Origin of the sequence: Streptomyces sp. NPDC021093, assembly GCF_044333135.1 — a bacterium.
Lineage (GTDB): Bacteria > Actinomycetota > Actinomycetes > Streptomycetales > Streptomycetaceae > Streptomyces.
On the sequence record NZ_JBIRQJ010000010.1, the window covers coordinates 210,426 to 230,589 of the forward strand.

At 70.0% G+C, this 20,164-nt stretch carries 16 protein-coding genes and 1 tRNA gene; 9 read left to right on the forward strand and 8 right to left on the reverse strand.

Translation table 11 applies throughout. The features are described 5' to 3' along the window. Nucleotides 1–8: 8 nt before the first annotated feature. The 3 genes from ACH4SP_RS30390 to ACH4SP_RS30400 form a co-directional block, all read right to left on the reverse strand. A complete protein-coding gene (locus ACH4SP_RS30390; RefSeq protein WP_398419480.1) occupies nt 9–374 on the reverse strand; it encodes an FmdB family zinc ribbon protein in 366 nt (121 codons plus the stop codon). Between the two features lie 66 nt (nt 375–440). Then, nucleotides 441–1,730, reverse strand: a complete 1,290-nt coding sequence (locus tag ACH4SP_RS30395) for an MFS transporter (RefSeq protein ID WP_398419482.1) — start codon at nt 1,728–1,730, stop codon at nt 441–443. Between the two features lie 206 nt (nt 1,731–1,936). Further along, on the reverse strand, nt 1,937–3,517 hold the full coding sequence (locus ACH4SP_RS30400) for a potassium/proton antiporter (RefSeq protein WP_398419768.1): 1,581 nt from the start codon (nt 3,515–3,517) through the stop codon (nt 1,937–1,939). A 186-nt stretch (nt 3,518–3,703) separates the two neighbouring features. Between ACH4SP_RS30400 and ACH4SP_RS30405 the strand changes: the two genes are divergently transcribed. Continuing rightward, complete coding sequence (locus ACH4SP_RS30405) at nt 3,704–6,493, forward strand: penicillin acylase family protein (RefSeq protein ID WP_398419484.1); 2,790 nt, start codon at nt 3,704–3,706, stop codon at nt 6,491–6,493. 406 nt (nt 6,494–6,899) lie between these two features. Here ACH4SP_RS30405 and ACH4SP_RS30410 read toward each other — a convergent pair whose 3' ends face one another. After that, a complete protein-coding gene (locus ACH4SP_RS30410) occupies nt 6,900–7,553 on the reverse strand; it encodes a 5-formyltetrahydrofolate cyclo-ligase (RefSeq protein ID WP_398419770.1) in 654 nt (217 codons plus the stop codon). A 103-nt stretch (nt 7,554–7,656) separates the two neighbouring features. Between ACH4SP_RS30410 and galU the strand changes: the two genes are divergently transcribed. Beyond that, nucleotides 7,657–8,559 (forward strand): UTP--glucose-1-phosphate uridylyltransferase GalU, encoded by a 903-nt coding sequence (gene galU / locus ACH4SP_RS30415; protein ID WP_398419487.1) that lies wholly within the window; start codon nt 7,657–7,659, stop codon nt 8,557–8,559. 110 nt (nt 8,560–8,669) lie between these two features. On the opposite strand, the gene ACH4SP_RS30420 is transcribed toward galU, so the two are convergent. After that, complete coding sequence (locus ACH4SP_RS30420) at nt 8,670–9,938, reverse strand: RNA-guided endonuclease InsQ/TnpB family protein (RefSeq protein ID WP_398419488.1); 1,269 nt, start codon at nt 9,936–9,938, stop codon at nt 8,670–8,672. A gap of 326 nt (nt 9,939–10,264) precedes the next feature. On the opposite strand from ACH4SP_RS30420, the gene glp reads away from it, so the two are divergent. The 6 genes from glp (at nt 10,265) to ACH4SP_RS30450 (ending at nt 15,423) form a co-directional block, all read left to right on the forward strand. After that, nucleotides 10,265–11,623, forward strand: a complete 1,359-nt coding sequence (glp, locus tag ACH4SP_RS30425; RefSeq protein ID WP_398419490.1) for a gephyrin-like molybdotransferase Glp — start codon at nt 10,265–10,267, stop codon at nt 11,621–11,623. Nucleotides 11,624–11,710: 87 nt separating this feature from the next. Further along, nucleotides 11,711–12,226, forward strand: coding sequence for a cyclic pyranopterin monophosphate synthase MoaC (moaC, locus tag ACH4SP_RS30430; protein WP_398419492.1), 516 nt, complete (start codon nt 11,711–11,713; stop codon nt 12,224–12,226). A 335-nt stretch (nt 12,227–12,561) separates the two neighbouring features. Continuing rightward, on the forward strand, nt 12,562–13,107 hold the full coding sequence (locus ACH4SP_RS30435) for a molybdenum cofactor biosynthesis protein B (RefSeq protein ID WP_398419772.1): 546 nt from the start codon (nt 12,562–12,564) through the stop codon (nt 13,105–13,107). Nucleotides 13,108–13,124: 17 nt separating this feature from the next. Continuing rightward, on the forward strand, nt 13,125–13,727 hold the full coding sequence (locus ACH4SP_RS30440; RefSeq protein WP_398419493.1) for a GNAT family N-acetyltransferase: 603 nt from the start codon (nt 13,125–13,127) through the stop codon (nt 13,725–13,727). Nucleotides 13,728–13,924: 197 nt separating this feature from the next. Beyond that, complete coding sequence (gene glpR, locus ACH4SP_RS30445) at nt 13,925–15,238, forward strand: gephyrin-like molybdotransferase receptor GlpR (protein WP_398419495.1); 1,314 nt, start codon at nt 13,925–13,927, stop codon at nt 15,236–15,238. A gap of 111 nt (nt 15,239–15,349) precedes the next feature. Then, nucleotides 15,350–15,423: transfer RNA gene (locus tag ACH4SP_RS30450), tRNA-Ala, on the forward strand. A gap of 118 nt (nt 15,424–15,541) precedes the next feature. Here the strand turns inward: ACH4SP_RS30450 and ACH4SP_RS30455 are convergent. Next, nucleotides 15,542–16,288 carry an ABC transporter permease gene (locus ACH4SP_RS30455; protein WP_398419773.1) on the reverse strand — a complete coding sequence of 249 codons (747 nt, stop codon included), beginning with the start codon at nt 16,286–16,288 and terminating at the stop codon, nt 15,542–15,544. A 155-nt stretch (nt 16,289–16,443) separates the two neighbouring features. After that, nucleotides 16,444–17,382: an ATP-binding cassette domain-containing protein gene (locus tag ACH4SP_RS30460; RefSeq protein ID WP_398419496.1), complete on the reverse strand. Its 939-nt coding sequence runs from the start codon at nt 17,380–17,382 to the stop codon at nt 16,444–16,446. Nucleotides 17,383–17,504: 122 nt separating this feature from the next. On the opposite strand from ACH4SP_RS30460, the gene ACH4SP_RS30465 reads away from it, so the two are divergent. After that, nucleotides 17,505–18,143, forward strand: a complete 639-nt coding sequence (locus tag ACH4SP_RS30465; RefSeq protein WP_398419498.1) for a PadR family transcriptional regulator — start codon at nt 17,505–17,507, stop codon at nt 18,141–18,143. Between the two features lie 93 nt (nt 18,144–18,236). Here the strand turns inward: ACH4SP_RS30465 and ACH4SP_RS30470 are convergent, their stop codons facing one another. After that, nucleotides 18,237–19,691 carry an SLC13 family permease gene (locus ACH4SP_RS30470; RefSeq protein ID WP_398419499.1) on the reverse strand — a complete coding sequence of 485 codons (1,455 nt, stop codon included), beginning with the start codon at nt 19,689–19,691 and terminating at the stop codon, nt 18,237–18,239. Nucleotides 19,692–20,164 lie beyond the last annotated feature (473 nt).

Here is a 20,164-nt window from a genome sequence, read left to right on the forward strand (position 1 = left end):
AACGGTTCTCAGGCGGCCGAGGACGACCCCGAGGAGGAGCTCGACGAGCTCGAAGAGGACTTCGACGACGAAGCGGACGAAGCCGACGAGGACACGGACGACGACGAAGCCGCGGGCTTCGAGTCCGAGCCGCCGCTCGACGCGGGCGAAGCGGCCTTCGAGGCCGAGGACGAAGCCGGCGTGCTGCTCGACGAGGAGCCGCGGCTGTCGTTCCGGTAGAAACCGGAGCCCTTGAAGACAATGCCGACCGCGGAGAAGACCTTCTTCAGGCGTCCCTCGCAACTCGGGCACTCGGTCAGTGCGTCGTCGGTGAACTTCTGCACGGCCTCAAGGCCTTCGTTACACGCGGTGCACTGGTACTGGTAGGTCGGCACTTGCTCCTCCTGGCACTCTCACTCGATGAGTGCTAACGACGGTCCATAGTGACGTATTCCGCTGGATCAGTCCACCGTGACCGGCACTCGGTGACCCACACCACGTGCCGCGACCCGCCCCGACGACTGCGGTACGAGGCGCGAGCGCAGCAGAACCAGCACGATCAGCGCCAGTGCGGTACCGCCCAGCGGCACCAGGAATCCGGCGCTGGAGCCGTGTGCGTCCGTCAGCCTTCCGGCCACCGTCACGGCCATGGCCTGGCCGAACGCGACGGCGCCGGTCAGCCAGGTGAACGCCTCGGTACGAGCGGTGGCCGGGACGAGGGTCTCGACCATCGTGTAGCCGGTGATCAGCGCGGGCGCGATGCACAGGCCCACCAGCAGCCCCAGGCCCGCGAGCAGCGGCACCGAGTGCACGGCCCACAGGCCCGACGCGAAGAGCGTCAGACCGACGTAGCCGGCCATCAGGCGGCGGCGCGGCCCGATCTTCCAGGCGATGGTGCCGCAGGCGATGCCCGCCAGCATGTTGCCGCCCGCGAAGATTCCGTACAGCAGCCCGTTCATGCCCGGGTTTCCGGCCTCCGAGGCGAACGCGGTCAGCGAGACCTGCATGCCGCCGAAGACGGAGCCGATGCCCAGGAACGCCACCGCGAGGACCCGTACGCCGGGAATGGACAGCGCGGAGGCGTGCTTGACGTGCTCGCTGCCCGCCGTGCGGCTCGGGGCCGGCTGGGTGCGCTTCTGCGCGGCGAAGAACAGGCCGCCCGCCAGCGTCAGCGTCGCCTCGGCGATCAGGCCCGCCGCCGGGTGCACACCCGTGCACAACGCGGTCGCCAGCACCGGGCCCACCACGAAGGTGAACTCGTCCGTCACGGACTCGAAGGCCGCAGCCGTCGACATCAGCGGCGAGCCGTCCAGCTTGGCCGCCCAGCGCGCCCGCACCATCGGCCCGATCTGCGGCACCGAAGCACCCGCGGGAACGGCTGCCGCGAACAGTGCCCACAGCGGCGCCTCATAGAGGGCGAGGGCGGTCAGGGTGGCGACGGCCACCGTGTGCACCAGTACGCCGGGCAGCAGTACCGCGCGCTGCCCGAACCGGTCCGCGAGCTTGCCGCTCTGCGGCGCGAACAGTGCCATCGAGACACCCGTGACGGCGGCGACGATGCCCGCGCTGCCGTACGACCCGGTCGTGTGCTGCACGAGCAGCACGATGCCGATGGTCAGCATCGCGAAGGGCTGCCGGGCCAGGAAGCCGGGGATCAGATAGGACCAGACCCCGGGGGTACGGAGCAGCTGCCCGTAGCCGGGACGCTTGGACGTGTCCGTGGTGGCGTCGGTCGTGACCGTCTCCGTCACGGCCCTTGCCTTTCTGCCGCCTGGTAGCGCATCCCTTTGCACGTACGTCGTACGTGGGCACGCATTGCGTGCGGAAGCCGCCGAGAGCTGTCCTCTTGCGCAGGACCGGCGGTAGATACCAGGGCCCGGTCGATACCGGGGCAGGCCGCCGTGCGGTCGCGCCAGCTCTGCATCAGGCAGAGTTGGTCGATCAATTCACCTTCATGCTACAGGGGCTTCTCGGTCTTTGTCCTTGCTTTCGCTGGTACCGGTCGCGGTGCCGGTTCCGAGCCGCCCGTGCCCAGCCAGTCCGCCAGCTTGCCGCCCTGGCCGACCGCCCGCAGCCGCCGCTCGGCCGCGTCCCGCACCGGATCGGTCGCCACCACCAGCAGCTCGTCCCCGCGCCGCAGCACGGTCATCGGCTGCGGCACGAAGCTGGTCCCGTCCCGTACGACCAGGGTGACGGCGGCACCGGACGGCAGCCGCAGCTCGCCCACCTCGACCCCGTGCATCAGGGACTTCTCCGGGATCGCCACCGACAGCAGGTGCCCGCGCAGCCGCTCCAGCGGTGCCGACTCGATGCCCAGGTCGGCGGTCTCGCCGCCGTCGCCCAGCTTCAGCCGCCGCGCCACCCAGGGCAGCGTCGGCCCCTGGACCAGCGTGTAGACCACGACCAGCACGAAGACGATGTTGAATATCTGGTCGCTTCCCTCGACGCCGCCCACCATCGGAATGGTGGCCAGCACGATGGGCACGGCCCCGCGCAGTCCCGCCCACGACAGGAGCACCTGTTCGCGCATCGACGTACGGAAGGGCAGCAGGCTCAGCAGTACGGACGCGGGGCGCGCCACCATCGTCAGGACGAGGCCGACGATGATCGCGGGCCAGATGTCGTCGAGCAGCTCGTGCGGGGTGACCAGCAGGCCGAGCAGGACGAACATGCCGATCTGGGCGATCCAGCCGAGCCCGTCGGCGAAGCCGCGGGTGGCGGGCCAGTGCGGCAGCTTGGAATTGCCCATGATCATCGCGGCCAGGTAGACCGCGAGGAAGCCACTGCCGTGCGCCATGGCGCCCGCCGCGTACGCCGTCACCGCGATGGCCATCACGGCGATCGGGTAGAGGCCGGAGGCCGGCAGGGCCACGCTGCGCAGGCCGAGCGAGCCGAGCCAGCCCACCGCGAGGCCTATCGCGGCGCCGATCGCGAGTTCGAGGGCGATCTTGCCCACCAGGACGTACCAGGAGTCCACCGGGCCCGCCGTGGAGAACGCGACGACCAGGATGACCACCGGGGCGTCGTTGAACCCCGACTCGGCCTCCAGGACGCCCGTCAGGCGCGAGGGAAGCGGCACCCTGCGCAGCACGGAGAAGACGGCCGCGGCGTCCGTCGAGGACACCACCGCACCGATGATCAGGGACTGCCGCCAGTCGAGCCCCACCAGGTAGTGCGCTCCCGTGGCGGTGATGCCCACGCTCACCGCGACGCCGAAGGTCGACATGACGACCGCCGAGGGCAACGCGGGTTTGACCTCCTTCCACTTCGTCCCCAGGCCGCCTTCGGCCAGGATCACGACAAGTGCGGCATAGCCGATCACCTGGGTCAGCTCGGCGTTGTCGAACGCGACGTTGCCGATGCCGTCCTGGCCCAGTGCGATGCCGATCCCGAGGTAGATCAGCAGGCTGGGGAGCCCGCTGCGCGACGAGATGCGTACCGCCGCGACCGCGACGAGGAGTACTACCGCGCAGATGAGCAGGAGTTCATTGAGCTGGTGGACAGTCAGGGGCCGGTCCTTCCATGGGGCCTGCCGGATCGTTCCTCCAGCGGCGTGCCTGCGGGCGAGGTAGTTTCATTACCTTACCTAATCTTTGACGCTTCCTTAACGCCTTTCCTCAACTGCCTCATAGAGGGCTTCCGGAGACCGAGTCAGGAGCGGTACGGGGCTGCGCCTATGGTTGCTCCAGCACTCCAGGACCACCCTGCCCCTCGAAGGACAGCGATGCCCGCCACCACAACCGCCCCTTCCGCTGCCCCGCAAGGGACGAAAAAGAAGGGTCGTCGCGCCCGCCTGCTCATTATCGTGCTGGTGCTGGCGATCGTCGCGGGGGTCGGTTACGGCACGTACTGGAGCGTCAGCACCGTGCGAGCCTCGTTCCCCCAGACCAGCGGCGAGCTCACGCTCGACGGCCTGGCGGGACCGGTCGACGTCAAGCGCGACGCCAACGGAATCCCGCAGATCTACGCCTCGTCGGACACCGACCTCTTCCGCGCCCAGGGCTTCGTCCAAGCGCAGGACCGCTTCTGGGAGATGGACGTCCGCCGTCACATGACGTCGGGCCGTCTCTCCGAGATGTTCGGTTCGGGCCAGGTCGAGACCGACGCCTTCCTCCGTACGCTCGGCTGGCGCCAGGTCGCGCAGGAGGAGTACGACAAAAAGCTGTCGCCGGAGACGAAGAAGTACCTCCAGGCGTATGCGGCGGGCGTCAACCAGTACCTCAAGGGGCGGCCCAACAAGGACATCTCCGTCGAGTACGCGGCCCTCGGCTTCACCACCGACTACACGCCCGAGGAGTGGACCCCGGTCGACTCGGTGGCGTGGCTCAAGGCGATGGCCTGGGACCTGCGCGGCAACATGCAGGACGAGATCGACCGCTCGCTGATGACGAGCCGCCTCGACCAGAAGCAGATCGCCGACCTGTACCCGGAGTACCCCTTCGACCGGCACAAGCCGATCGCCGAGGAGAACCTGGCCAGGGCGAAGGGCGGCAGCAGCGCTACGAGCAACGGCTCCAGCGGCACAGGTACCAACAGCGGCGGTGCGGGCACGCGCAACAGCGTCGGCGGAAGCAGCACTTCCACAGGCAGCGCCGGTACCGCCACCCAGGGCCTCCAGTCCCAGCTCTCCCGCGTCTCCAACGCCCTCGACAAGATCCCCGCCCTGCTCGGCCCCAACGGCAACGGCATCGGCTCCAACTCCTGGGTCGTCTCCGGATCGAAGACCACCACCGGCAAGCCGCTGCTGGCCAACGACCCGCACCTCGCCCCGCAGATGCCGTCCCTCTGGTACCAGATGGGCCTGCACTGCCGGCAGGTCACCGCGCAGTGCCAGTACGACACCGCGGGCTACACCTTCTCGGGCATGCCCGGCGTGGTCATCGGTCACAACCAGGACATCGCCTGGGGCATGACCAACCTCGGCGCCGACGTCACCGACCTCTACCTGGAGAAGGTCGGCGCCAACAACACGTACCTGTACGACGGCCGGGAGAAGCCCTTCAAGACCCGCGAGGAGACCATCAAGGTCGCCGGCGGCGAGCCCAAGAAGATCACCGTCCGCTCCACCGAGAACGGCCCGCTGGTCTCCGACCGCAACACCGAGCTGGAGTCGGTCGGCCAGAAGGCACCCGTCACCAACGCCGCCCCCGACCGCGGCAACGGCTACGCGGTCTCCCTGAAGTGGACCGCCCTGATGCCGGGCAAGTCCATGGACGCCGTCTTCGAGCTCAACCGCGCCAAGAACTTCACGGAGTTCCGGGCCGCCGCCGGCCACTTCGAGGTGCCGTCGCAGAACCTGATCTACGCCGACACGGCCGGGCACATCGGCTACCAGGCGCCGGGCAGAATCCCGATCCGTAAGGGCGGTCGCGATGGCCGCCTACCCGCCGCGGGCTGGGAGTCCAAGAACGGCTGGCAGGGCTTCATCCCGCAGTCCGAGCTGCCGTATGAGCAAGACCCCAAACGCGGCTACATCGTGACCGCCAACCAGGCTGTCGTCGACACGGATAAGTACCCCTACCTGCTCACCGAGGACTGGGGCTACGGCGCCCGCAGCCAGCGCATCAACGACCTGATCGAGTCCAAGACCAAGGACGGCGGCAAGATCAGCTCGGACGACATGCGGACCATGCAGATGGACAACAGCAGCGAGATCGCCAAGCTGCTGACGCCCTACCTGCTGAAGATCGACGTCTCCGACCCGTACATCCGCGAGGCGCAGAAGCTCCTGGAGGGCTGGGACTACACCCAGGAGTCCGACTCGGCGGCCGCCGCCTACTTCAACGGCGTCTGGCGCAACATCCTGAAGCTGGCCTTCGGCAACAAGATGCCGAAGGAACTGCGGGTCAAGGGCCAGTGCCTGTACGTCCGCGGAGCCGATGGTTCCGGCCCGGTCGACGACCTTGCCAAGCCCACCCGCGAGTGCGGCGAGCGGGACGGCGACTCGGCGCAGCCCGACGGCGGCGACCGCTGGTTCGAGGTCGTGCGCAAGCTGGTCAAGGACGAGAAGAACGAGTGGTGGTCCTCGCCCGCCTCCCGTACGGACAAGGCCACCACGACCCGCGACGAGCTGTTCGCGCGGGCCATGGAGGACGCCCGCTGGGAGCTCACCGCCAAGCTCGGCAAGAACATCAAGACGTGGAACTGGGGCCGCCTGCACCAGCTCACGCTGAAGAACCAGACCCTCGGCACCGAGGGCCCCGGCTTCATCCAGTACCTGCTCAACCGCGGCCCGTGGAACCTGGGCGGCGGCGAGGCGGCCGTCAACGCCACCGGCTGGAACGCGGCGGGCGGCTACGAGGTCGTCTGGGTCCCGTCGATGCGCATGGTGGTCAACCTGGGCGCCCTCGACAAGTCCCGCTGGATCAACCTGACGGGCGCCTCGGGCCATGCGTACAGCCCGAACTACACCGACCAGACGGACAAGTGGGCCAAGGGCGAGCTGCTCGACTGGCCCTTTACTGAAAAGGCAGTTGAGGAGAGCGCGACTCAGAGACTAGTACTTAAGCCGTAGGTCGTTGGTGCTCTTGGTGTGCCATCATGATCAACTTCACCATGTGAACATGTTGATGGAGAGGGGAATTTGCATGAAGAGGTTCTTTGCCAGCGCGGTGGCTACCGGGATCGTCATTGCTGGCGCGGGAGTCGTTATGGCACCTGCGGCTCATGCGGAGTCGGGCTACCCCTGTACTGCCAAGGAGAGCGTCACGATTCGATCGAAGCCGACGTCTTCGTCAACTGCGCTTGGCCTCTTGCCCAAGGGGAAGACTGCTTCTTGTTGGCAGACAGAGTTTGGCGGATCATACAAGGCGTGTGGTATGTCTTACAGCCAGTGGATGCTCATCCAGTACGGAAAGACCAGGGGTTGGGTCGCAGGTTCTTGCGTTAGCTGACGCGAGCAAGTTGATTCGGACGAATCCTTAGAAGCGCCGGGCGCCTCCGGGCGTCACCACCGCGTGCACGGGGTGGTCGTGGGGTTCCGCCGGAACCTCCGCGACCACCTCGTTCTCGTACAAGAGCACCACGAGCCGCGCCGCCGCCACGCGCGCGCGTGGCGCTTCCGTGCCCGCCGCCGCCACGCGCGCGCGTACGGAGGGCGGGTACGGACCGGCGCTCTCCAGCCGGGCCAGCACCCTGTCGTACGACCCGCCGCCGCGCCCCAGCCGCATCCCCTGCCCGTCCACCGCGAGCCCGGGCAGCAGCACCGCCCCTGCCTCCCGTACGGCGTCCACGCCCAGCCGGGGCCCGGCCGGCTCCAGGAGCCCCCGTCCGGCCCGTACGAGCCCCTCCTCGCCCTCGTACGCAGCCCAGTCCAGGTCGTTGTCGGGCAGCAGCACCGGCAGCAGTACCCGCACCCCGCGCGCGTGCAGCGCGTCCAGCAGGACGCGCGTGCCGGGCTCGCGGCCGATCGACACGTACGCGGCGACGGTGTCCGCCCCGGTCAGTTCGGGCAGCTCCCACGCGCGTTCGGCGAGAACCGCGGCGGCCTCCCGTGCGTCCTCTTCGGACAACAGGCGCCGCCGGTCCAGGAGTTCACGCCGCAGTGCGGCCTTCTCGGCCGCACGGTCCGTCATCTCCGCATCACTCACGGTCACTTGCCCTTCACAATTCGCTCGTACGTCAACAAAAAGGCGGGAAGCCGACCTTCCCGCAGGGGACAGCCGATATCGTTCCGGCATGACTCAGGCTCACCCCAGGATCAGTAAGGCTGTCATCCCGGCCGCGGGGCTCGGTACGCGCTTCCTGCCCGCCACCAAGGCGACGCCCAAGGAAATGCTGCCGGTCGTCGACAAGCCCGCCATTCAGTACGTGGTCGAGGAGGCCGCCGCGGCGGGCCTGTCCGACGTGCTGATGGTCACCGGCCGCAACAAGCGCCCTCTTGAGGACCACTTCGACCGCAACTACGAGCTGGAGTCCGCCCTCACCAAGAAGGGCGACGCGGGCCGCCTGGCGAAGGTCCAGGAGTCCAGCGACCTGGCGACCATGCACTACGTCCGCCAGGGCGACCCGCGCGGCCTCGGCCACGCCGTCCTGTGCGCCGCCCCGCACGTCGGCGAGGAGCCCTTCGCGGTCCTCCTCGGCGACGACCTGATCGACCCGCGCGACCCGCTGCTGTCGCGCATGGTGGAGATCCAGGAGCAGTTCGGCGGCAGCGTCGTCGCCCTCATGGAGGTCGACCCGGAGCAGATCCACCTCTACGGCTGCGCGGCCGTCGAGGCCACCCCCGATGCCGACGTCGTGCGGGTCACCGGACTCGTCGAGAAGCCCGAGCCCGCCGAAGCGCCCAGCAACCTGGCGATCATCGGCAGGTACGTCCTGGACCCGGCCGTCTTCGGAATACTGCGGGAGACCGAGCCGGGCCGCGGCGGCGAGATCCAGCTCACCGACGCGCTCCAGAAGCTCGCCGTCGACGAGAAGGTCGGCGGCCCCGTCCACGGCGTGGTCTTCAAGGGCCGGCGCTACGACACCGGGGACCGCGGGGACTATCTTCGGGCGATTGTCAGACTCGCATGCGAACGTGAAGACCTGGGCCCGGACTTCCGTACCTGGCTCCGCAGTTACGTCACCGAGGAGATTTGACATGCTCCCCGGGCTGATGTCCGGGGATTCTGGCCTTCCCCCACCCACCACCGTGCCGCTTCGCGGCACGGTGGTGGGTGGGGGAGTCCGAGGCTTCCTGTTTCACTGCGTCATGCCGGGACTTTTACGTCCCTGGTCTTACCGTCGCTCCGCAGGCGTTTTGGGTCTCCGTGATGTCCCTCGGCGACCTTGAGGTTCTGTGTGTGCAGCCGTCGGCCCTCTTGGAGGGTGTTGTCGGCGGCGTTGGTGTCTCTGTCGTGGACGGTTCCGCAACCTGGGCAGGCCCAGGTGCGGACGTTCAGCGGTTTGGGACCGTCGATGCGGTGGCAGACCGAACAGCGCTGGGAGGAGGGGAAACTTCGTCCGACGCGCTGGAAAACCCTGCCGTACCGGGCTGCTTTGTATTCGAGCATGGTCAGGAAGCTCGACCAGCCCGCATCGTGAACCGCTTTGGCGAGACGACCGCGGGCCATGCCCTTCACATTGAGTGTCTCGGCGTAGACCGCTTGGTTGTCGCGGATCAGCCGGGTGGACAACTCGGATGGGGTCTCCCCTGCTCGAGCGAAGCCGAGAGCTTGGGGAAGGAAGTGGCGGCGGGCGTCGGCGACTTTGGTGTGCTGGCGGGCCAGCGCCTTACGGGCCTTCTCCTTGTTCATCGACCCTTTCTGCTTGCGGGCGTGCCTGCGTTGGAGGCGCTTGAGCTTCTTCTCCGCGCGGCGCAGGAACCTTGGGGAGGCGATCTTCTCCCCGTTGTCCAGGACGACGAAGTGGGTGAGGCCCATATCGAGGCCGACCTCGTACCCGGCCGCGTCCTCCACCGGCCAGCGTGTGGTGTCGGTGTCCGGGTCGGTTTCGATCACGAACGACGCGAAGTACCTTCCGGCGGTGTCCTTGATGACGGTGACCGAGGACGGGACGATGGGCAGAGTGCGCGACCAGCGGACCTTCACCGCGCCGATCTTCGGCAGGGTCAGGCGCCCTGTCTCGGTGATCTTCCAGCGGGCATTCGCCGTAAACCGCACCGACTGCCGCCGGTCCTTACGGGACTTGAAGGCGGGCGCTCCAACGGGCGGGCCCTTCCGCTTGCCCGAGCGGGAGCCGAAGAACGCACGATAGGCGGACTCCAGATCCCGCAACGATTGTTGGAGCACCACCGAGGACACCTCGCCCAGCCAGGTGCGCTCCTCGCGCTTCTTGCCCTGGGTGAGCACGGCCTTGGACAATTCCCCGGTACCGATCCACGGCTCCTTCGCCGCGTACGCAACGCGGCGAAGCGTGAGGGCGTCGTTGAAGACCACCCGCGCGCAGCCGAACGTCCGCGCCAGCATCCTCTGCTGGAAAGACGTCGGCTCAAGCCGGAAGGAATACCGCAACTGCATGAGACCGGAGCGTAGGCAGGAGTTCTGTACGCGGACGGGCTTGCGTGCCCTGTTCGCCCGATCAGGTGAACTATGGTCACTTGTACCCCTGCCCTGCTACGCAAGGGCGGGGCAGGCAGTCGCTCCGCACCGGTCTTGCGTTTCGTACGCCGCTGGTGCGCTCCGTGCCCGACGGCGAGATCGGGGCGTGAGATGAGCGGTTCTGTACGCTCGGTCCTTCTCTGCCTCGTCACAGGTGAGCCGAGACGTCGTGGCGCCGGACGCCATTCGTTTCTCCCCGGCCGAAGGGCTTTTCCGGAGGGCGGGGCCTTTTGGAAGGAACCAAGGTGAGCACCACCGAAGTACCGCCCGCCGCCGCCCACGACGGCGGCCACGGACCCGACCATGTCTGGTCGGTGGACGAGCACCTCGACGACATCCTCGGCGCGGTCCGCCCGTTGGAGCCCATCGAGCTCCAACTCCCGGACGCCCAGGGCTGTGTACTCGTCGAGGACGTCACCGTCCCCGTGGCCCTCCCGCCCTTCGACAACAGCTCGATGGACGGGTACGCGGTCCGGGTGGCCGACGTCGCCGACGCGAGTACGGAGTTCCCCGCCGTGCTCACCGTCATCGGCGACGTGGCGGCGGGCTCCGGTGGTGCCGACGCACTCACGGTCGGCCCCGGCGAGGCCGCCCGCATCATGACCGGCGCCCCGCTGCCCCCCGGGGCGCAGGCCGTCGTTCCGGTCGAGTGGACCGACGGCGGCAGCGGCGGCGGCCCCGCCACCGCCTTCCGCGCCGCCGGGGCCAACCCGGAGGACTCCACCGGCGAGGTCCGGGTGCACCGCCCCGCGAAGGACCGCGCGCACGTCCGCGCGGCGGGCAGCGACGTCAAGGCGGGCGACACCGCCCTCGAAGCCGGTACGGTGCTCGGCCCGCCCCAGATCGGCCTGCTGGCCGCGATCGGCCGGGCCACGGTGCTGGTCCGCCCGCGCCCGCGCGTGGTCGTCATGTCGACCGGCTCCGAACTGGTCCAGCCCGGCGAGCAGTTGGCGGCAGGGCAGATCTACGACTCCAACAGCTTCGCCCTGACCGCCGCCGCCCGCGCCGCCGGCGCCATCGCCTACCGCGTCGGCGCCGTCACCGACGACGCCGACGAACTGCGCGCCACCATCGAGGACCAGCTCGTCCGCGCCGACCTCCTGGTCACCACGGGCGGCGTCAGCGTCGGCGCGTACGACGTCGTCAAGGAGGCCCTCTCCTCGGTCGCCGACGAGGACGAGCCGGGCAGCGGAGTCGACTTCCGCAAGCTCGCCATGCAGCCCGGCAAGCCGCAGGGCTTCGGCTCCATCGGCCCCGACCACACCCCGCTGCTCGCCCTCCCGGGCAACCCGGTGTCCAGCTACGTCTCCTTCGAGCTGTTCGTCCGTCCGGTGATCCGCGCCCTGATGGGCCTGGCGGACGTCCACCGCACGACCGTCCGCGCCACCCTCGCGGCGGACGGACCGCTCGGCTCGCCCGCCGGCCGGCGCCAGTTCCTGCGCGGTACGTACGACGCCGCCGCGGGCACGGTCACCCCGGTGGGCGGCTCGGGATCCCACCTGATCGCGGCCCTCGCGCACGCCGATTCGCTGCTGGTCGTCCCCGAGGACACCACCGAGGTCGCACCCGGCGCGGAAGTCGAGGTGGTCCTGCTCACCCAGTAATGGGCCGGTGGCGGTACGGTGTCTGCCGCTGCGCCGTGGCAACGACTGCCGAGGCAACGACCGGCGCCGGAACGCGAGGCGGAGTTAATGAGTACGCAAGGCAGCCAGGGCAGCTTGACGGGCCCGCCGAACCCGACAGGGCTGACGCACATCGACGAGGCCGGCGCGGCCCGGATGGTCGACGTCTCCGAGAAGGACGTCACCACCCGCACCGCCCGTGCGAGCGGACGCGTCCTCGTCGCGCCGCGCGTGATCGAGCTCCTCCGCGGCGAGGGAGTCCCCAAGGGCGACGCCCTCGCCACCGCGCGCATCGCGGGCATCATGGGCGCCAAGCGCACCCCCGACCTGATCCCGCTCTGCCACCCGCTCGCCGTGTCCGGCGTCAAGGTCGACCTCTCGGTCGCGGACGACGCGGTCGAGATCCTCGCCACGGTCAGGACCACGGACCGTACGGGCGTCGAGATGGAAGCCCTCACCGCCGTCACCGTCGCCGCCCTCACCGTCATCGACATGGTGAAGGCCGTCGACAAGGGCGCGGTCATCACGGACGTGCGCGTCGAGGAGAAGACCGGCGGCAAGTCCGGCGACTGGAACCGCTCATGACCAACCCGCTCATGAGCCCGCCGCCCCCGGCCCCCGGCCCGCTCGGTGAGAGCGTGCCCGCTGCCCCGCTCGGGGAGAGCGTGCCCGCCGACCTGGTCGGGGAGAGCGCACCCGCAGGCCTGCTCGCGGCGAGCCCGGCCGCCGCCCCGCTCGGGGGGAGCACGCCCGCAGACCCGTTCCCGGTGACCGGCTCCGCCGACCGGGTCGCCGCCCTCGCCCCCGACGCTCCCGCCGACACCGAGGAGCGCCGCGCCTCCGAGGCGCACGCGCCCCCGGGGGTCGTGCCGGGACCGGTCTCCGAGCCCGGCTACCAGCCGCAGGAGCCGGGCCAGCCGATGCACGCGGGGCCGGGCTTCCGCCCGTACCGCGCGCTCGTCGTCACGGCGTCGAACCGGGCCGCCGCGGGCGTCTACGCCGACAAGGGCGGCCCGCTCGTCGCCGAGGGCCTGACCCGGATGGGCTTCACCGTCGACGGCCCCCGCGTCGTCCCCGACGGCGACCCGGTCGAGGCGGCCCTGCGCGACGGCGTCCTGCTCGCGTACGACGTCATCGTCACGACGGGCGGCACCGGCATCTCGCCCACCGACCGCACCCCCGACGCCACCCGGCGCGTCGTCGACTACGAGATCCCCGGCATCCCGGAGGCCATCCGCGCCGAGGGCCGCCCGCACGTCCCGACGGCCGCGCTCTCCCGCGGACTGGCGGGAGTGGCCGAGGGCACGACGCTGATCGTCAACCTCCCCGGTTCCACCGGCGGGGTCCGCGACGGCCTCGCCGTCCTCCACCGGATCCTGCGGCACGCCGTCGACCAGCTGCGCGGCGGCGACCATCCGACGCCCACGGGGTCCACCGGTCCTTCCGGGCCGGGGAGCATCAACTGAACGGCTCCGCCTGGCCCGTGGACCTGGTGGACGGCGACGTCACCCTCCGCCCGATAAAGCTGCGTGACCAGCGGGCCTGGCGCGAGGTGAACCGGCGCAACCGCGAGTGGCTCCGCCCCTGGGAAGCGACCATTCCGCCGCCGCTGCCGACCGGCCCGGTCGCGCACCGGCCGACGTACCGCCAAATGGTCCGCCACCTGCGCGCGGAGGCCAACGCCGGCCGGATGCTGCCCTTCGTCATCGAGTACCAGGGCAGGCTGGTCGGCCAGCTGACGGTCGCCGGGATCACCTGGGGCTCGATGTGCTCGGGCCACGTCGGCTACTGGGTGGACCGCGACGTGGCCGGCCGCGGCGTCATGCCGACGTCCGTCGCGCTCGCCGTCGACCACTGTTTCCGCACGGTCGGACTGCACCGCATAGAGGTCTGCATTCGCCCGGAGAACGGCCCCAGCCGCCGCGTCGTCGAAAAGCTCGGCTTCCGCGAGGAGGGCCTGCGCCCGCGCTATCTGCACATCGACGGCGCCTGGCGCGACCACCTCGTCTTCGCCCTGACCTCGGAAGAGGTCGTCCCGGAAGGCGTCCTCGGCCGCTGGCACCGACGTTCCGCGTCCCAGCAATGACACCCAGTAATGACACCGGGCAATGACGCCCAGTAGTGAATCCCAGACAGCGACTTCTAAAGAATGAAATAAATGTTCGAATTTGATCGCGGTCGCCATCCCGGGCGTCAAAAAAGTTCGGAATATCAGACAGATACGCCCGACACACCGGCCCAATTGGCCGATGGCCCCCTCCAGGCCCCTCTACGGTGTGGGGTGTGAGCAGCAGCGGCCTGATCTACGCAGTCATTGTCGGGGCCTGGGCCGCCTACTTGGTGCCGATGTGGCTCCGCAGGCAGGACGAACTCAACGAGGCCCGTCCGACGGAACGCTTCAGCACCGCCATCCGGCTCCTGTCCGGACGGGCGGCGATGGAGCGCCGGTACGCCAAGGAACTCCAGCAGCGCCCGGCCGACAGCCAGGACGGCACGGCGGACGGCGACCCCGAGACCCCCGACAGCGCGGACCCGACGACCGACTCGGTCGACGTCCGCGCCTTCGCGGCACCCTCGTCCAGGACCGAACGCCCGGCAGCACGCGAGCAGTCGCGGGAGCAGGTCCGGGAACAGGTGCGCGACCAGCAGGCGCGCGATCAGTCGGTACGTGACCAGTCGGTGCGCGACCAGCCGGTACGTGACCAGCCGGTACGTGACCAGCCGGCCAGGGACAAGGCGGTGCGCGAGCAGCCGGTACGTGACGAGCCGCCGGCCCGTGACCAGTCCCGTCGCCCCCGTACCGCCGCGCCCGCGCAGCCCTCCCCGGCGTCCGCCGAGCGGGCCCGCCGCTCCAAGGTCCTTGCCAGGCGCCGCCGTACCACCGTGCTGCTCTTCGCCGCCTTCACCCTCGGCGCGATCGTCGCGGCCGTCGGAGGGCTCCGTTACCTGTGGGCGCCCGGCATCCCGGCCGTCCTCCTCAGCGCGTACATCGTGCATCTGCGCGGCCAGGAGAAGCGCCGGTTCGCCTTCACCATGGACCGTCGCCGGGCCGAGTTCGCCGCCCAGCGGCTGCGTGAGCAGCGGACCCAGCTGGTCCGCCGTCCCGTATCGCAGTCGCAGTCGCCCGACCAGCACCAGGGCCACCACGCGCACCACTCGCAGCAGCGCGCGGACTCCGGTGAGCGGCCCGAACCGGAGCCCGCTCCCGCCGTCTCCCCGCAGGAGGCCGGCCGCCGCGCGCTGGTCGAGCAGACCGACCACGCCGAGTGGGTCGACCAGCAGCGCGAGCGCGAGCGGGGCGGAGCGCGCGGCGAGAGCTGGGAGCCCGTCCCGGTCCCGCTCCCGACGTACGTCACCGCCCCCGTCGCGCCGCGCGCCACCGGCGACCTCGACCTCGGCGCCCCCGGAACCTGGAGCTCCGCCCGCTCCAGCACCGCCGACCCGGCGGGCCCCGCGGCTTCGTCGGCCGCCGCGGCCGACGACTCGGCTCCGCGCCGTCAGCGCCCGCAGCAGGGGCGCCGCACGCGCGACCACGGACGTACCCCGCTCTTCGACCAGTACGACGAGGACGAGCGGCCCCGCGCCGCCAACGAGTGACCCGCCCGACGAGCCCGCCGGAAGTCCCGCCGCAGGTGGGGGGCCTCGGTAGGTGGTCGGAACGGATTACCGAGCACCCCGGAAGAGGTGCTAGAGTTCTACTCGTTGCAAGGGCCTGTGGCGCAGTCTGGTAGCGCACCTCGTTCGCATCGAGGGGGTCTGGGGTTCAAATCCCCACAGGTCCACCGCAGCTGAGAGCCCCTACCGGGGAAACCCGGTAGGGGCTCTTTGGCGTCCGCAGCCGCTAGCGGCTAGCCGCTAGCCGCTAGCCGTGCGGCCCGGCAGGTGCTCCCCGCGCTCCGGCTAGCGGCTCAGGTTCCTGAACCGCTTCACCGCCAGGGGGAAGAAGACGGCGATCAGGGCCACCGGCCAGGCCGCTGCGAGCAGTTCGGCGTGCGTGGTGGCCCAGGAGTCGCCTGCCGCACCCGGATTGCCGAACAGGCCGCGTACCGCCGTGGCCGTCGCGGACATCGGGTTCCACTCCACCACCGCGCCCAGCCAGGACGGCATCGACTCCGGGGAGGCGATGGCGTTCGAGAGGAAGCTGACGGGCCAGACCAGGATCTGCACCGCCTGCACCAGTTCCGGCCTGCCCGCGACCATCGCCAGGTGGATGCCGATCCACAGCATCGCGAAGCGCAGGAGGAGGAGCAGGCCGACGGCTCCGAGGAAGGAGGCGAAGCCGTGGTGCCAGCGCCAGCCGATGGCGTGGCCGACCGCGATCATCACGGTCAGGCCGACCACCGACTGCAGCATGTCGGCGACGCTCCGCCCGACCAGGACCGCGCCGGAGGTCATCGGCATCGAGCGGAACCGGTCGACGACCCCCTTGCCCAGGTCCTGGGTGACCGAGAGCATCGTCGCCTCAAGGCCGAAGGCCATGGTCATGGTGAGCATGCCGGGGACCAGGTAGTCCGTGAAGTCCCCGTCGACGCCGCGCCCGCCGCCGATCAGGTAGCTGAACATCAGCAGCATCATCACCGGGAAGACCAGCCCGACGACCACCTGCACGGGCTGCCGTGCCCAGTGCGCCAGTTCGCGCCTGGTCATCGTCCAGGAGTCGGCGGCCGCCCAGCTCAGTTTCGAGGCCGTGCCGGGTGGGGTGGTGCTGGTGCTGGTGCTGGTGCTGGTGCTGGTGCTCGTGCCGGTGCCGGTGCCGGTGCTCGTGCTCGTACTGTGCGGGGAGCCCGCGCTCCGTGTCGTACTCATGCCGCGTCCTCCTTCGTCAGGTGCAGGAAGACTTCGTCGAGCGTCGGCCGCCGGACCGCGATGTCCTCCGCCTCGATGCCGGCCGCCTCCAGTGCCCGGACGGTCTTGGTCAGTGCCGCCATCCGGTCGCCGACCGTGGCGCTGACCAGCCGCCGGTCCGGGTCCACGAGCGCGTCGCCGGGCAGGAGGGAGGCCGCGAGCGCCAGTTGGGCCGTGTCGTGCAGGACCACGTCGATGCGGTCGCCGCCCGTCCTGGACTTCAGCTCGTCCGCCGTGCCCTCCGCGATGACCCTTCCGTGGTCGATCACCGAGATCCGGTCGGCCAGCTGGTCGGCCTCCTCCAGGTACTGCGTGGTCAGGAGTACGGTCGTGCCGCCGCCGACCATCGAGCGGACCGCGTTCCACACCTCCGTGCGGCCGCGCGGGTCGAGCCCGGTGGTGGGTTCGTCCAGGAAGAGCACCTGTGGTTCGGGGATGAGGGAGGCCGCGAGGTCGAGCCTTCGCCGCATGCCGCCGCTGTACTGCTTGACCGCCTTCTTGCCGGTGTCCGCGAGCCCGAAGCGGGTGAGGAGCTCGTCGGCCCTGGTGCCCGCGCGGCGTGCGCCCAGGTGGTAGAGGCGTCCGAACATCTCCAGGTTCTGGCGGCCGCTGAGTTCCTCGTCGACTGCGGCGTGCTGGCCGAGCAGTCCGATCCGCGAGCGCACCTCGACGGCCCGGGTCCGCACGTCGATCCCGGCCACCTCGACGCGGCCCTCCTCGGGGCGCAGCAGGGTGGACATGATGCGGACGGCCGTGGTCTTGCCGGCGCCGTTGGGGCCGAGGACGGCCTGGACGGTGCCGCTCCTGACAGTGAGGTCGAGGCCGTCGAGGGCCTGCTTGTCCCCGTACTTCTTCCGTACTCCTTCGACGACGATCGCCGGATCGGGGTCGGTCAAAACGCTCTCTCCTCGGGGTAGTAGTCAAACTTGATTAGCCTGGAAGGTACTCCCTGCTTCGCGATTAATCAAACTTGACCACTGATACGGTCTAGTCCAAGTTGATGAGAAGGGTGCCGTTCATGTCAGTGATCCGGCTGCTGGTCCTTGGCGCGGTCCGCCAGCACGGACGGGCGCACGGCTACCAGGTGCGCAACGACCTGGAGTTCTGGGGCGCCCATGAATGGTCCAACGCGAAGCCCGGCTCGATCTACCACGCGCTCAAGCAGATGGCCAAGCAGGGACTCCTCGTCGCGCACGAGATCGCGCCGAGCACGGTGGGCGGTCCGCCCCGGGTCGAGTACGAGATCACCGAGAAGGGCGACGAGGAGTACTTCGGGCTGCTGCGCTCGGCCCTGACCTCGCACGATCAGAAGATCGACGTGCTCTCGGCCGGTCTCGGCTTCATCGTCGACCTGCCGCGCGAGGAGGCCGTCGGGCTCCTCAAGGAGCGGGTCAAGGGGCTTGAGCAGTGGCGGGCGGGGGTCGTCGAGTACTACCTGCCGGAGGGCGGGCCCGCGCAGCTGGGGCACATCGGTGAGATCACGAACATGTGGGTGCACCTGGCCGACAGCGGCGCGGAGTGGACGCGCAGCCTGATCGGGCGGATCGAGGGCGGTGCGTACGTCTTCGCAGGTGAGGGCGAGCCCTTCGTGGGGGTGCTGGCGGACGACGAGCCGAATCCTTACGCGACGGGGCCGCATCCCGAGGACCTCCGCTAGGTCCTGTCCGGCGGGTCGGAGCCAGAGGGCCTCCGCTGGCTCCTGTCCGGTGGGTCCGAGCCAGAGGACCTCCGCTGGCTCCTGTCCGGTGGGTCAGAGCCAGCCGGGGGCGACCAGGAGGGCCCAGGTGGTCAGTGGGGCGACGACCGCCATGCTGAGGCCCCAGGTCATCAGGGTGCGGAAGACCCGTTGGCGTTCCTCCGCCGGTGAACTGGCCGTCACCAGCGCGCCGCTGGTCGACAGCGGGGAGGAGTCGACGACGGAGGACGAGACGGCGAGCGCGGTGATCAGGCCCAGCGCGCCGATCTCCCCGCCCAGCAGGAACGGCACGGCCAGCGGGATGAGGGCGCCCAGGATTCCGGTGGTCGACGCGAAGGCCGAGACGAAGGCCCCGATCAGGCAGAGCAGCAGTGCGCCCAGCAGGGGCGCCTGGATCGAAGCGACGCTCTCGCCGAGCCAGTTGATGGTGCCCATCCGCTCCATCACGCCGACGAAGGTCACCACTCCGCACACGAGGAGGACGGTGGACCAGGCACAGCGTTCCACGGCCCCTTTCGCGGCCGAGGGGGAGGCCAGCGCCAGGATCACGGTCACCGTGAGCGCCATCAGCCCCACGTCGAGCTTGAGGAAGAGTGCACCGGCGACCAGGCCGAGCAGGCCGAGGAGGGTCAGTGCGCGGATGCCGTTGAGTCGGGGGTCGGGGTCGGGGTCGGGGACGGGCTCGGGGCCGGGTGCGGGGGTTCGTACGTCCGGGGGTGCGGTGAGGGTGGTGGGGGCGGTGCCGGGTTTGCTGTCGCGCACGGGGGCGGGATTGCTTGGGGGTGTGCTGCCCGGTGTGGTGCCCGGCGGGGTGCTGGGGGCGGTGCCGGGGGGCGTTTTGGACGCCGTGCCGTCACGTTGCTCGGGGGGTGCGGGGGTTCCCGCGGTCGTGTGGACCCGGCGGCCGATCAGTCCGCGGCCTCCGAAGAGCAGGAACACGACCACGCTGAGCAGGACGTTGAAGACGAAGGACCCGGCGAACAGCAGCCCGGGGCTGCTCGGCAGATCGTTGCGGGTGACGACGCCGTTGGTGATGCTGCCGAAGACGCTCGCGGGAGAGAAGCCGCCCGCACTCGCACCGTTGATGATCATCAGTCCCATGAGCAGGGGATTGATGCGGTAGCGGGCGGCGAAGCCCATGCCGATGGGGGCGATGACCCCCACCGCGGCGGGGACCACCGCGCCGACCGCGGTGAGGGAGGCGGTGACCAGGAACATGACCCAGGGGATCAGCGCGATCCGGCCCCGTACGGCACGGGTCGCGGCGTGCACCAGCCAGTCGACGGTGCCGTTGCTGGTGGCGATGGCGAACAGCAGGGTGACCCCCACCAGCACGACGAAGAGGTCGCCGGGGAACCCGCTGAAGATGTCGTCGGGGCTCTCGCCGCCCACGGTGGCGCCGACCGCGAAGGCGGCGACGAGGGCCAGTACGCCCATGTGGACGGACGAGAAAGTGGCGATGGCGAACACGAGCACAAGTACGAGAAGCGCGATGAGATGAGCGGACACGAGGTTCCTCGCCTTCGGTGGACGGCCGAATGCGCGGGCATGCGGAGTCACCCCGGGCAGCTCTCCACGGCCGCCGGAACGGTGGGAGGGGCTGCTGGGCGCAGGCTTCGGAGCGGCCGGGCACATGCCGGCGCGGCCGGGAGAAGTCGGGAGGTGATGCCGTACGCACACACCATTGACGATTCCGGATCGTGGAATCGGAGTTTCGTTGGTGGCGAGTATCTGAGGGCTTCGGAAGAGTCGTCAAGGGGTCTGACACGGAGCGGATGTGACGGTACGTCGACCGGGGTGAGCCCGTCCGGTGCGGGGCTCCGTGGTTCGGGCAGGGGTGTGAGTGGCCCGGGTGCGGTCGGTGACGGGTGGCGGTTCTGTCGGTCCGCGGGGCGGTGAGCTGGGGTTCTGTGGGGGCGGGGTTGGTTCCAGGGCTGGCGTTCGGCGGGGCTGGGGCCTCCCCGGGGCCTCCCCGGGGGCTG